This window comes from Lentzea sp. NPDC051213 (assembly GCF_044455585.1).
In the GTDB taxonomy this organism is placed as follows: domain Bacteria; phylum Actinomycetota; class Actinomycetes; order Mycobacteriales; family Pseudonocardiaceae; genus Lentzea.
On sequence record NZ_JBITEX010000005.1, the window covers coordinates 91,448 to 104,910 of the forward strand.

General features: G+C 69.3%; 11 protein-coding genes and 1 pseudogene. 5 read left to right on the top strand and 7 right to left on the bottom strand.

From position 1 onward, the window contains the following. Positions 1-38 precede the first annotated feature (38 nt). The 3 genes from ACIA8G_RS22730 to ACIA8G_RS22740 all read left to right on the top strand — a co-directional run bounded on the left by ACIA8G_RS22730 (position 39) and on the right by ACIA8G_RS22740 (position 6,413). Entirely contained in the window at positions 39-2,216 is a 2,178-nt protein-coding gene (locus ACIA8G_RS22730; protein WP_396420643.1) for a hypothetical protein, read from the top strand. Between the two features lie 217 nt (positions 2,217-2,433). After that, positions 2,434-3,189, top strand: coding sequence for a hypothetical protein (locus ACIA8G_RS22735; protein ID WP_396420644.1), 756 nt, complete (start codon positions 2,434-2,436; stop codon positions 3,187-3,189). 188 nt (positions 3,190-3,377) lie between these two features. Next, entirely contained in the window at positions 3,378-6,413 is a 3,036-nt protein-coding gene (locus ACIA8G_RS22740) for a chaplin family protein (RefSeq protein ID WP_396420645.1), read from the top strand. A gap of 72 nt (positions 6,414-6,485) precedes the next feature. On the opposite strand, the gene ACIA8G_RS22745 is transcribed toward ACIA8G_RS22740, so the two are convergent. From ACIA8G_RS22745 to ACIA8G_RS22770, 6 genes and pseudogenes are all read right to left on the bottom strand, one after another. Continuing rightward, on the bottom strand, positions 6,486-6,851 hold the full coding sequence (locus ACIA8G_RS22745) for a hypothetical protein (RefSeq protein ID WP_396420646.1): 366 nt from the start codon (positions 6,849-6,851) through the stop codon (positions 6,486-6,488). Positions 6,852-6,860: 9 nt separating this feature from the next. Continuing rightward, a pseudogene (locus tag ACIA8G_RS22750) lies at positions 6,861-7,450 on the bottom strand (DUF998 domain-containing protein). Then, positions 7,447-7,899: a Clp protease N-terminal domain-containing protein gene (locus ACIA8G_RS22755; protein WP_396420647.1), complete on the bottom strand. Its 453-nt coding sequence runs from the start codon at positions 7,897-7,899 to the stop codon at positions 7,447-7,449. Before ACIA8G_RS22755 ends, ACIA8G_RS22750 begins: the two are co-directional and overlap by 4 nt. Then, complete coding sequence (locus ACIA8G_RS22760) at positions 7,896-8,108, bottom strand: hypothetical protein (RefSeq protein WP_396421255.1); 213 nt, start codon at positions 8,106-8,108, stop codon at positions 7,896-7,898. Before ACIA8G_RS22760 ends, ACIA8G_RS22755 begins: the two co-directional genes overlap by 4 nt. 39 nt (positions 8,109-8,147) lie before the next feature. Then, the gene (locus tag ACIA8G_RS22765) at positions 8,148-8,864 is read right to left on the bottom strand and encodes an MBL fold metallo-hydrolase (protein WP_396420648.1); all 717 of its coding nucleotides are present in this window, start codon (positions 8,862-8,864) and stop codon (positions 8,148-8,150) included. Between the two features lie 10 nt (positions 8,865-8,874). Next, a complete protein-coding gene (locus ACIA8G_RS22770) occupies positions 8,875-9,723 on the bottom strand; it encodes an SDR family oxidoreductase (RefSeq protein ID WP_396420649.1) in 849 nt (282 codons plus the stop codon). Between the two features lie 120 nt (positions 9,724-9,843). Between ACIA8G_RS22770 and ACIA8G_RS22775 the strand changes: the two genes are divergently transcribed. Then, a complete protein-coding gene (locus tag ACIA8G_RS22775) occupies positions 9,844-10,440 on the top strand; it encodes a TetR/AcrR family transcriptional regulator (RefSeq protein WP_396420650.1) in 597 nt (198 codons plus the stop codon). A gap of 157 nt (positions 10,441-10,597) precedes the next feature. Further along, on the top strand, positions 10,598-10,972 hold the full coding sequence (locus ACIA8G_RS22780) for a hypothetical protein (protein WP_396420651.1): 375 nt from the start codon (positions 10,598-10,600) through the stop codon (positions 10,970-10,972). Positions 10,973-11,136: 164 nt separating this feature from the next. On the opposite strand, the gene dnaB is transcribed toward ACIA8G_RS22780, so the two are convergent. After that, complete coding sequence (dnaB, locus tag ACIA8G_RS22785) at positions 11,137-13,164, bottom strand: replicative DNA helicase (protein ID WP_396420652.1); 2,028 nt, start codon at positions 13,162-13,164, stop codon at positions 11,137-11,139. Positions 13,165-13,463: the final 299 nt, after the last annotated feature.

Below are 13,463 nucleotides of genomic sequence, written 5' to 3' on the forward strand. Positions count from 1 at the left end.
CCGGATGGGGATGATCCGTTGGGCAGGGGAGGGCACAAGTGATCAAGCCGGAAGAGCTGACCGAGGTCGAACGCCAGGTCGCCGGGGCCTACGCGGCGGGCATCGAGATCGACCTGACCGGGCAGAGCGTTCGCGGCGAGGTGCTCACCGGCTTGCTGACCGGCATGTACCGCGTGCCCCGCAAGGGACTGCCGGCACTGCGGATGCGAAACGCCCGCGTCACCGGCAAGTTCGAGCTGGAGGGCACCCGCGTCACGCGGGTCATCGACCTCACCCACTGCACCTTCGAGGAGTCGCTCGACCTGCGCATGGCCCGGCTGATCGGCCTGCGGCTGCGCGGCACCCGCGTGCCCGGCCTGCAGGGCCGCAACCTCCGGGTGTTCAGCGACCTGGTCCTCGAGGCCGGCTTCACCTGCACGGGCACGGTCGACCTCACCGACGCCGCCGTCGACGGCACGCTCCGGCTGGCCGGCTCCGTCCTGCGCAGCAACACCGACCACGCACTCCTCGGCGCTCGGCTGCGCGTGAGCGGTTCCGTGCAGGGCATCGCGATGCGGGCCAACGGTGAGGTGCGGTTGAGGGGTGCGGCGATCGGCGGCAGCGTCCACCTCGGCGGCGCGCGCCTGATCAACACCGGCCGGGACGCGCTCGACGCGTCCGGCATCGTGGTGGCGGGCAACGTCTTCTGCAACTCCGAGGGCGGCCGCTTCACCGCGGAGGGCCGGGTGCTGTTCGACGGCGCGCGGGTCAACGGGAACCTCGAGTTCACCGGCGCGCGCCTGCACTCAACCCACCGCGTCGACAGCCAGGTGCTGGTCCTGCCGCACGGGTCGGCCGACGAGGCGGCGACGCTGGTGGCCGACCGCATCCGGGTCGAGGGCAACGTCGAGCTCGACGACGGCTTCACCAGCACCGGCACGGTCCGGCTGCCCAACGCGAGCATCGGCGGGTACTTCCGGCTCTCCGGCGCGGTGATCGGGCCCCGTGACGTCGCCGAGGAGCTCGCCGGTGACGTCACGAACCGCATCCCGGTCGCCCTGCACGCGGACGGCATGCAGGTCCGCGGCGACGTCGAGGCCCGCAGCGCGGTCAACGGCGCGGGCGTCCGCTCGCTCGCACTGCAGACCTACGGCCAGGTCAGGCTCTCGAACGCGACCATCCAGGGCAGCGCCAGCATGTCCGGGGTGTCGTTGCACGGGCCGGGCATCGACGTCCTGTTCGCCGACCGCCTCCAGATCGGCGGCACGCTCTTCCTGCGCGAGCTGAGGGCCAAGGGCTCGGTCCGGCTGCAGAACGCGAACATCGGTTCCACGCTGGACCTCTCCGGCGCCGAGCTCACGCTGCCGCGGCTGCGTGCGAACGGCACGCAGAAACCGTCACTCGACGCTCGCGCCATCACGATCGGCAAGGACCTCCTCTGCAGCCGCGGGTTCACCGCGGTCGGCGGCGTGCGGATCCGGCTGGGCGAGGTCGGCAAGATGGCGACGTTCAGCGACTCGCACCTCGGCTCGACCGCGGCGGACATCGCGCTCAACGCCTACGGCCTCACCGTGCACCAGTTCCGCCTGCACATCCCCGCGGGCCAGCAGCCCAAGGGAAAAATAGTGCTGAGCCGCCTCAAGGCGGTGTCGGTGACCGACGGGCCAGGGCTGTGGGACGCCGAGGGCGGGGTCGCCGTCGACGACTTCACGTTCGACGGCATCACCGCCGATCCCGAGGTGTCGGTGGAGACCCGGCTGAAGTGGTTGCTCAAGGTGCAACCGGACTTCGCGCCCGGACCGTACGAGCAGCTCGCCGCCGTCTACCAGCAGGGTGGCGAGGAGGAGCTCTCGCAGAAGGTCCAGCTGGAGAAACAGCGCCGCCGTTACTCCGAGCTCGGCCGGGCCGGACGGATCTGGGGTTACGTGCAGCGGTGGACGGTCGGCTACGGCTACCGGCCGTGGCTCGCGATCTGCTGGCTCGGCGTGTTCTGGCTGAGCGGTTCGCTCTGGTTCCAGTGGCACCCCATGGTCAAGCTCAACAAGGACGAGGACCCGGTGTGGAACGCCTGGCTCCTCTCGCTCGACCTGCTCATCCCGATCGTCGACTTCGGCCACGACGGGAAGTGGCAGTTCACCGGCGCTTCCCAGTTCGTCTCGTCGTTGCTCGTCGCCGTCGGCTGGGTGCTGGCATCGACCGCGGCCGCGGGCATGACGCGGGTGTTGAAGCGAGTTTGATCTTGCCAGGCCCGTTTTTGATCTTGTACGGCACGACGTGCGTCGATCACTGCGGGTGAGATCGACTTGCACACTGTGTTCGTCACACGATGTAGCTAACCGGGCGCGCTGAGCGTGCATTCGGGATGGCGCGACTGGCATTGTCGCCACGTCGACTTGATCAACCTTGATCGTCGGCGAAACCCCTTGGGTGTCACACAGAAGCGAGGTTCCCGCGTTGTCCTCTGCCGGTCTGCGAGCGAAGACGGGAGCGAACGGCATTCGCCGGTTCGCCACCCGAGCGCTGCTCGCCGTCGGTGGAGCTGTCGCGGGTACGGCCATCGCCTGGGCACTCACCACGTCGTCGGCCAGTGCGGCTGACGACGCTCAGCAGATCGACGTCGTCACCAAGATCGTCTCCGTTGACGAGAAGCTGCCGGTCGTCGTTCCCGCTGCCAAGGCCGTCGACAAGATCGACGAAACTCTCCGCGCCGAGCAGCAGAAGGCTCGCGCCGCTCTGCCGGAGGTGCAGGTCCACCAGGCGGTCGAAGAGATCGCCCACCGGGTCCTGCCCCGTGTCACCAAGGTCGTCACGCCCCAGACCCCCGCGACCTCGCGGGCGATGGACGTCGACTACTTCGGTGCGCCGGCACCCTCCGAGGCCGGACAGTCGCCGGTCGCGCAGGTCTCGCAGTTCACCGGCCCGTCCGGTGCCTCGTGGACGGATCTCGCGGAGACGCACCACTTCATGGTGCCCTCCGAGCAGCGTCCGTCCCTGCCCAGCAACCCGTTCCCGAAGCTGCCCGTGCCGGCCCCCGCGCCGGTCCAGTGCAGCTGCAGCTCGGGTGGTTCTGGTTCTGCCAGCGGCGACAGCTTCGCTGCTCTGGCTGCGTCCGGCAGCGTTCACGACACCGCGGTTGCGCGCGCTCTTGCGCCGTCGACCGACGAGGTGACCGTGAAGCCGGGCAAGCAGCCCGGTATCAACCCCGACTGATTTCAGCGCGCGGTTCGCGACAGCCACCTCCCCGGCCGTCCGAAAATCGACCGTCGCGCTTTTTTCTTGCGCTCCTTCCGGTCGATCACCGCGTGCGACTCCCCCGGTGATGACGCGCCCTCCCCTGCGCGTTCCGGCCCCACCCCCATGGACCCCCCTGATTACAGGGGATTTTGGAAGGAGACCCAATGCAGACCTGGGCGAAGCGCGGAATTCAGTCCGCGTTTGTCACTGGTGGTTTGCTGATGCTCGGTACGGGCATCGCTTCTGCCCAGGAGAACGTCAACCCCGACGCAGCACCGCCGGCCGTTGACGCGGGCGTTTCCGTTCCGGTGTTGGTGGACCAGAACAATCTGGGCACCCCTGTTCGGAACCTGAACGTTCCCAAGATCGACCGCACGATCAGCACGGACCGCGTCACCAGCGCGGTGCCGACCCGCACGGCCGCTCCGGTCGCGCACCCGTTGATCCGTCAGGCAGGCGAGCGCCTGCAGGGCACCGCCCTGCAGGGCCTGGTGCGCGGCAACACGGTTCAGGCACACGTCGACGTGCCGATCCACATCTGCGGCAACGCGATCGCCGTTCTCGGCGACGCCGCGGCTGCTGGTGACTGCGTGCAGGAGTCGCACCGCGACGGCAGCATCACCACCGACGGCACGGGCCAGGCGCTCGCCGGCAACATCGTGGCCGTCAACCACGTGCTCCCCGTCCAGCTCACCGGCAACGCGATCGCGGCGGGTGGCAACGCTGCCACCGACACGACCGCCTCGCAGGTGGCGACGACCGGCGGCGACCTGGCCACCAGCGGTGACAAGGGCGCCATCTCCGGCAACGTCGTGGCCGAGCAGGGCGCGACCCCGGTCCAGCTGACCGGCAACGGTGTCGGCGCGGCCGGCATCGCGGACGCGAAGTCCACCGCCGACACGTTCGCGTCGTCCAACGGCGACATCGACACCAGCGGCGACAACGGCTCGATCTCCGGCAACGCCGTGCCGATCCCGCTGGCCCCGCTGTTCGAGGTGAACGGCAACGCGGTCGCCGGTGCGGCCAACGCCACCACCGACTCGGTCCAGACCGGTGCCGCCTACGCCGGTGGCGCGACGCGCACCAGTGGCGACCCCGCCACGCTCTGCGGCAACATCGCCGAGCCCGCGCTCGCCGGTCCGATCACGGTCGACGACAACGCCGCCGCCGCTGGTGGCAACGCGACCGCGATCAGCGAGACGTCCAACGAGTCGACCGCCGGTGGTCAGAAGAACACCAACGGCACCGGCTCCACGGGCTCCGGCAACGTCGCCGGCGCGCCCATCTCGCTCCCCGTCGCCGCAGGCGGCAACGGTGCGTCCCTGGTCGGCAACGCGCTGACCGACCACGAGAACGAGGCGACCTCGGTCGCGGGTGGCGAGACCTACACCCTCGGCGACAAGTCGGTCCTCTCCGGCAACATCGTCGACGCCCCGCCGGCCACCGCCGTGGACGCGTGCGGCAACGGTGCCACCGTGGTCGGCCAGGCCACCGGTACCTGCGAGAACGACGTCACGTCGGTCACCAACGGCTACCAGGGCACGGTCGGCAACGACTCGGTCGGCTCCGGCAACCTGGTGCAGGCCCCCGTCGCCGCTCCGGCCGAGGTCTACGGCCTCGCCGGTGCAGCGGGTGGCCAGGCCACCGGCTCGGCGGACGAGACCAAGGAGGTTCGCTCCTCCGGTCAGCCGAACACGCAGGACGACAACGGCACGGTCTCGAGCAACGTCGTGACCGCGCCCACCGCGGTCGCCCCGCAGGTCTTCGGCGACACCGCCGGCCTGGTGGGCAACACGACGTCCGAGACGTCGAACGACACCTCGGTCATCGCGGGCGACGACCCGAAGGCCTACGGCAAGAAGAGCTCGGTCTCCGGCAACATCGTCCAGGTCCCGACCTCGACGCCGGCCCAGGTCTTCGGCGACGGTGCCACCCTGGTCGGCAACAACACGACCGACTCCGAGAACGCCACCGACATGCAGGCTGGCGGCGACGCTCTCACCACCGGTGAGAAGGGTTCGGTCGCCGGCAACGTCGTCTCGGCTCCGGTCGCGACCGGCACCCAGGTGCTGGGCTGGTCGGTCGGCGGTGCCGGCAACGTCGACTCCGAGGCCACCAACGACCTCGACTCGGTCGCCGGCGGCGACGTCACCAGCAACGGTGACAACGGCTCGGTCTCCGGCAACCTGATCGGCGCGCAGCCCGCTGTGCTCCCCGCGGTTCCGGGCAACACCGTCTCCGCGGCGGGCATCACCAACTCCGACGTGGTGTCCGACACCAACGTCGTGTCCGGTGGCGACAGCACCTCGCAGGCCGAGGACGCTTCGGTGTCCGGCAACCTGATCCACGTCCCCGCCAACGCCGTTGCCGGCGTGTACGCGGACGCGGTGGCGGCTGCGGGCAACGCCACGACGACCACCGACAAGGTCTCGCACACCGAGGCCGGCGGCGAGATGCTCACGGAGGGCAGCGGACCGCTGACCGCCCGCGAGATGACCGTCCCGGTCGAGGCTGCGGCCAAGGTCGCGCGCGTTCCCGTCGAGGTCGTCGGCCAGGCGACCACCCTGGGCACCAGCGACGACACGCAGCTCACCGGCGAGGACGAAGGCACCCTGCGTGCCGCGAAGCTCAAGGGCATCGAGCTCCCCAAGGGCGTCGACAGCCTGATGAAGGCCAACGAGGTCCCTGCGTTCCACGGCATCGACCAGCTGCCGGTGAGCAGCATCGACCAGCTGCCGGTGAACAGCCTGCCCAGCGTCGACGGCATCACCGCCCTCGCGGGCCAGCTGCCGACCCCGGCTCTGCCCGGTGTCGCGCAGGAGCGTTCCAACCTGCCGGTGAACGGTGGCACGGCCGGCATCACGCCGAACGTCCAGGGCCTGCCCCTGGCCGAGGTGCTGGCGACCGCGCAGAGCCTGCTCCCGACCGGTGCCGCCGCTGAGCGTTCGCTGCCGTCCCTCCCGGTGACGGCTCCGGCTCTGCCGCTGCTCCCGGCCCTGCCGGCCCTGCCGACCGAGCGCTCGCTGCCCGCGCTGCCGCTCGACGGCCCGGCCTCCATCTCGGGTCTGAACCTGAACCCGACCCAGGGCCTGGGCGACAAGGCTGCGGAGCGCTCGCTCCCGCAGCTGCCCGTGAGCGCTCCGGCGATGGCCCTGATCGACCCGGCCAACGTGTTCGAGCGCGTGACCGGCTCGCTGTAACACCCCGCTAGATGTAACACCCTCCCTCCGGTAAGAAGCTGAGCCCCGGCGACACGACGGTGTCGCCGGGGCTCAGTGCTGTGCGGGGTCTTCCGCGGTCGCGAGGATGTCGTCCGGATTCGATTCCCCGTCGCTCGTCACCCAGTGGATGTGCGGACTGGTGCCGACCAGCTGCCTGATCAGGGACGCGATGGGCGAGCCGTCACCGAAGTCGTGCTCCGCGAGGACGGCCAATGCGGAGTCTCGGTAGCGAGCCACCGTGAAGTCCGGGCGCAGGCCCGCGCGCAGGACGCGGGCCGCGTCCAGCACCGAGTCGGGCGCCGTGATCAGGACCAGCGTCACGAGGGTGCCGCGGGTGCGGGCGCGGATCAACGACTGCTCCAGGCGGTCGAGCAGCAGGGCGTGGCCGGGCAGGCCTGTGAGCGGGTCGTGCAGCACAAATCGGTTCTAGCCGAGCTGCGGCCGCTTGACCAGCATTGCCGCGCCGAAGACAGTCAGCCAGGTGAAGCCGATCGTGATCGTGAGGCGTTGCAGCAGCCCGCCGAACTCGACCAGGCCCGGCACCTGAGCGAACGCCGCGTTGGTCAGCACGAACATCACCGCGAACAGCACGCCCGACATGATCGAGAACCACGGGCGGAAGCGGCGCGCGAGGACGAAGCAGGCGATCGGCCAGCCCACGAAGGTCGGCACCGCGAACAGGTCGTGCACCCGTGCCACGAGTACTCGACCAGCGCGGGACTTCCCGGCGGGAAGCCGCTGACCGGGTCGGTCGTGAAGACACCGGAACCGACCAGGCCGAGGCCGACGGCGCCGATCAGCAGCGGTCCCCAGAAGCCCTGACGAAGTCCCGCCGCGAAAGCCATCACGAGGACGCCGGCCACGATGAAGTTCGCTGACTGGACCCACCCGGCGAGCTGCAGGCCGCTGACCGGATGGCGCAGCGGGGAGTAGCCGTCGACGAACGCGCCGTTGACCAGGAACGTCAGTACGAACAGCGGCCCCGCGACGACGCCGCAGAGCATCAGTCGGTTCATGACAGTCGAGCGCGCACGGCCTCGGTGTCGACGCCGAGGTGGGCCAGCAGATCGGCGGCCGGGTCCGGCCGGTCGTTGGCGAGCAGCGCGAGCACGAACTGTTCGGCGGTCGGGTGGCTGGCCTTGGCGCGGGGCGTCGGCTTGAGCGCGCGGAACACGGTGGCGCGTGCGGCCGTGGTCAGCGGCGGGCGTTTCGTCGCGGCCGGCACGACGGTCGGGTGGAAGTCGCCGGTGTTGATGCCGATCGCGGCGAGTGCGGCGCGATCCAGTGAATCCAGTCCGGCGCGCGCCGCGACCACGTCCACACCGAGCACCTCGACGGCGGCCGGTTCGTGCAGCAGGCCGAGCAGCAGATGTTCGGTCGACAGCCGACGGTCGCCACGTCGTTGAGCCTCTGCCTGCGCAGCGACGATCACGCGAGCCCGGACGTGCCTGGCTGGATGCTTCACGGAGTCCCCCTGTACTTGGCGTGCACCGACTGGCGGGACATGCCCAGCGCGTCGCCGATCTGCTCCCACGACCAGCCCTGCTCCCTGGCCCGCGCCACGGAGGTCGCCTCGACCTGCTCGGCGAGGCGTCGCAACGCCCCCACGGCACGCAGGCTGACGGCGGGTTCGACGGAGTTGATCTGACGCGTGAGCTCGTCCACATCTGTCAGGCTAGGCTGACAAACGGTGCTCGTCAACGTGGACTGACATCATCCAAGTGCGTAAACGTCACCTTCCTCGGCCGCGAACACCGAACCGCCGAACGATCCGCGCGCCGCGCTCACCGCCGCGAAACGGTCGTTGCCCGGCCAGAAATGAGTCAGCATCAGCCGCCGGGCACCGGCCTGCTGTGCCCACGAACCAGCCGCCGCGGACGTCATCAGCAAGCCCGAGGTGTCGCCGGGCCGGTCGGTCGCCTCGACGACGAACAGGTCCGCGTCGCGCCCCAACGCGGCCAAGGCAGGCGACGGACCGGTGTCGCCGGTGTAGGCGAGCACCCGAGAGGCCTCCAGGCGAATGCCCGCGTTAGGCACGAAGTGCGGCAGGTCGACGCCGGTCAGCTGGAACGGGCCGACCTCCCAGGTCCCCGGCAACTCGAAGACGTCGAAGACCTCCAGCAACGACACATCGGGTTCGAGGCCCTGCAGCCGGTCGAGCACACCCGGCGGGCAGTACAGGTTCAGCCGGCCGCGGCGCCCGTAGTGGTGCATGCGGAACAAAGCGTGCAGGTCAGCGCAGTGATCGGGGTGTTCGTGGGTGATCACCACCGCGTCCGGGCCGTCCGGCCACAGCTCCAGGAGCCTGGGCAACGTCCCGTAGCCCAGGTCCAGGACCAGCCGGAAACCGGACTCCTCCACGGCGAACCCGCTGCACGCCCGGCCCGGTTCCGGATAGGCGCCGCAGCTGCCCAGCACGGTGATTCTCATGGCGGAATTGTCAGACCGAGTTCGGTGCCGGGACGGCCTTTTCCGCGGCACGACTGGTCTTCTCCCATCCGGCCCAGGTGTCCATCCGCCGCCGGGAGATGTCGAACGCGAGGTCGTAGACCATGCTGCCGAGCAGGAGCCGCAGCGGCGGGTCGTCGCTCGCGACCAGCGTCATCACCGCTTCGGCAGCCAACCTCGGCTCGCTGTCGATCGACCCTTCCGCCCACTGCTTCTCGAGCTCCGCGCGAAGCGGGTCGTAAACGGGGTTCGGGCTGGTCGCCGTGATGCTGGTGTAGAGGTCGGTCCAGTAGCCGCCCGGCTGAACGATGGTGACCTTGACACCGAACGCGGCTGCCTCGGCGGCGAGCGCCTCGCTCATTCCTTCCAGCGCGAACTTGCTGGCGCTGTAAAGCCCGGTGCTGGAGAAGCCGCCGAGAGCGCCGATGCTGGAGATCTGCACGATGTGCCCGCTGCCGTTGGCCCGCATCGGCGCGAGCACGGCCTGACTGACCCACAGCGCGCCGAAGAAGTTGACCTCCAACTGCGCACGCGCCTCGGCTTCGCTGAACTCCTCGACCATGCCCGTGAACAGCGCACCGGCGTTGTTCACGACGATGTCGAGCCGGCCGAAGTGCTCGACCGCCTGAGCGACGACCTCGAAGACCGCCGACCGATCCGTGACGTCCAGGCGCAGCGCCAGCAGTCGATCAGGATGCTCGGCGACGAGTCCGTCGAGCGGCGAGACGTCCCGGGCCGCGCCGACGACCCGGTCGCCGGCGGCAAGCGCGGCCTCGGTGAAAGCGCGGCCGAGGCCACGGCTGGCGCCCGTGATGAACCAGACGCGAGATGAGGCTTCCATGGTGTTTTCCTCCCAGTTACGAGACGAACCGGACCGTCTCGTTGCTGCGCTAGCTTGCCTCCCTCCGACACGTCTGTCAAGACGGACCGTCTCGTCTCTCCGTTTGCTAGATTGACCCGCGTGTCCACGAAGGTCGCCCCGGATCCCAGCCGCCGCAGCGAGACCGCGCGGCGGTCCATCCTCGCCGCCGCCCTCGAACTGGTCGGCGAGGTCGGATACGCCAAGCTCAGCATTGAGGGCATCGCCCAGGCCGCCGGCGTCGGCAAGCAGACGATCTACCGGTGGTGGCCGTCGAAGGGCTCGCTGCTCTTCGACGCCTTCCTCACGCTCGCCGGCGAGGGCGAGGCCGCGGCGCTACCCGACACCGGTGACCTGGCGGCCGACCTGAAGCTGGTCCTGCGAGCCACGGTCGACGAACTCAAGGACCCGCGCTTCGACCACGCGATGCGCGCCATGCACATCGAGATCGTCAACGACCCGGCTCTGGCCGCCGACTACGCGAAGCGTCTGGACGATCCGATGCGGGAACTGAAGAAGGCTCGCCTGCTGGCTGCCCGCAGTGCTGGGCAACTTGCCGAGGACGTCGACCTCGACGTGGCCGTTGATCTGCTGTTTGGGCCGGTGCTCAATCGGTGGCTGCAGCGCGCTGACTTGCTGACCCACGAGTACGTGGATCAGGTGGTGGACACGGCGCTGCGCGGACTCGCGCCCCGGTAGGTGCGTGTCGTGCGCGGAACTGGACGACGTTCTCGGACCTCTTGTCAATGCAAGGGATTCCTTGTGGAATGGCAATTTCGTGACCGTAACGCTGGACCAACCCGACACGATTCCTAGCTGCGGCGGCGACCTTCTCCACTCGGTTAGAGAGGTGCATATGAGAAGGAAAGCTCTCGGCGCTCTGGTAGGTGCCTTCGTATTCCTGGCCAGCATGCTGGTGGCCGTTCCCGCTCAGGCGTCCACACAGGTAGTGGGATTTCGAGTCGGCGCATGGCATTGCCCGAAGGGTCTCGGCCTGGGAAGCCTGACCGGCGTGGACGTGTCCGGCACTGATGTTGCGACGCTCAACATGAGTGGACGTTGGCGTGGCAGTACGACGAGTGCCGCGCAGGTCAGGATCACCGGCGTGCCGCCCCAGGGCGGCAAGGCCTGGGTGGTCCTGACGTTCTGGTGCTGGGGCGGCACACCGAGTCCCGCGCAGGACTACCGCTGGATCTACGGCTCAGGACAGCAACCCACGTACACCATCTAGCTACGTGGGAACAGCCCGCGGGGCCGATGGACAGGTCAGCCTCGCGGGTACTCGGATGGCGTTAGCCATTTGCGCTGTGCGGAATCTCGCGAGAATGTCATAAATGACACTCGTACGAACGATTGATGAGATTACGACATCAATCGTGAGACCTACACGAGCGACTAGCCCTGGGCCAGGTCGGCGAACCGGCTGTAGTGCAGCTGGTGCGCCACGGTGATGGTGGCGGTCGGGCCGGCACGGTGCTTGGCGATGATCAGGTCGGCCTCACCGGCGCGCGGGTCGTCGCGTTCCCAGGCGTCCGGGCGGTTGATCAGGATGACCATGTCGGCGTCCTGCTCCAGCGAGCCGGACTCACGGAGGTCGGAGAGCATCGGGCGCTTGTCGGTTCGCTGTTCCGGACCGCGGTTCAGCTGGGAGATCGCGATGACCGGGACGTCGAGTTCCTTGGCGATCAGCTTCAGGTTTCGCGAGAACTCCGAGACTTCCTGCTGGCGGGACTCGGTCTTCTTGCCGGACGACATCAGCTGGAGGTAGTCGACGACCACGAGCTTGAGGTCGTGGCGCTGCTTCAGGCGGCGGGCCTTGGCGCGGATCTCCATCATCGTGAGGTTCGGGCTGTCGTCGACGAACAGCGGCGCCTCGCTGATCTCGCTCATCCGGCGGGCGAGGCGGGTCCAGTCGTCGTCGCTCATCTTGCCGCCGCGCATGTCGCCGAGGCGGATGCGCGCCTCGGCGGAGAGCATGCGCATCACGATCTCGGTGCGGCTCATCTCCAGGCTGAAGATGGCGCTGGTCATGCCGTGCTTCACCGAGCACGAGCGGGCGAAGTCCAGGCCCAGCGTCGAGTTGTGGGTCGGGATCATCGTCTCGCCCGCGAGGTACAGGTGGTCGTGGTTGTCGACCTGCACGCACCGCACCGGCACTGACGCGATCGGGCGGACCGCCACGATCTCGACCTGGTCGAGCTGGCCCAGGCCGGCGATCAGCTCGTCGATGTCACGGCGCAGGCGCGCGAAACGGCCGTCCACCTGCAGTGCCGCGAGCAGTTCTGCGCGCTGCTTGCGTGACGAGCGCAGGTACGCGGCTGGGATGTGCGGGTCGTCGGCCAGGTCGAGTTCCTTGGCGACGCGCAACTCGTCGTCCGTCAGCTCCAGGTCGCCCAGGCCCGACAGGAAGAGGCCCAGCGCACGAGGAGTCAGCGGCAGCTCGGCCGCCGGCAGCTCCCAGGCCGCGGACAGGCGGATGAACTGACGGCACAGGCCGGCGCGCTCGAACAGCTGTGCCGTCGTGCGGATCGCCCAGAAGCCGCCGGTCTCGCTGCACGACTCGGTCAGCCACTGGTGCTCGGCGTCGGCCACGATCACGGTGCCGTCGGAGAACGCGACCTCGAAGCACGTACGGCCGGTCATCACCTCGGTCGCGGCGACCACGCGCGTGGGGCGGCCGTCCGCGCCGATCAGGAAGTCGCCGGGTGCGACGGCACCCATCGTGGTCCAGCCGGACGGCGTGGGCAGCGGCGTGTCGAGCGCGAGCGCCTTGCCGACACCGGGACGTGCGGCGACGATGATCATCTGGCCGCCGTGCAGGCCGTTCGTCAGCTCGTCTAGGTCGGCGAAGCCGGTCGGGATGCCCAGCGAGACGCCGCCGCGGGAGGCGATGGCGTCGATCTCGTCCATGGTCGGCTGGAGCAGGTCTTCCAGCGCCACGTAGTCCTCGGACGTGCGGCGGTCGGTGACCTCGTAGATCGCGGCCTGCGCGCGGTCGACGACCTCGTCGACGTCGGCGCCCTCCGCCCCGTTGTAGCCGAGCTGCACGATGCGCGTGCCCGCCTCGACCAGGCGGCGCAGCACCGCCTTCTCGGCGACGATCTCCGCGTAGTACCCGGCGTTCGCGGCCGTCGGCACCGTCGCGATCAACGTGTGCAGGTACGGCGCGCCACCCACGCGCAGCAGCTCGCCGCGCCGCTCGAGCTCGGCCGAGATGGTGATCGGGTCGGCCGGTTCGCCGCGGCCGTAGAGGTCGAGGATGCAGTCGTAGATCGCCTGGTGCGCGGGGCGGTAGAAGTCGTTCGGCGCGAGCGCCTCGATGACGTCCGCGATGGCGTCCTTGGACAGCAGCATGCCGCCCAGCACCGACTGCTCAGCGGCGAGGTCCTGCGGCGGCTGGCGCTCGAAAGAGGGCTCCGCCATTCCCCGGTCATCGACCAGCGCCACTGCCAAATCACCCCTGCGAAGAAAGTCGAGAGCCGGTGTGTCACCCAGTTGTACCGCGCGGCACCGACAATTTCGGGCGGCCACGCTGTGCGATGGTCATCGCCCGAGTCGCGACGCTAGAGGGACCCGTCCGGAGCAAGCAAACCAGCGTGTGGATCGTCCTGTGGACAAGTGGGGGACAACCTGTGGATGGGTGCTCACAGGGGCCGAGGCGCTGGGGACAACCTGGGGACAACCGGTGGAGTGACAGAAATAGCCGCAGCTCAGGGGCTGTG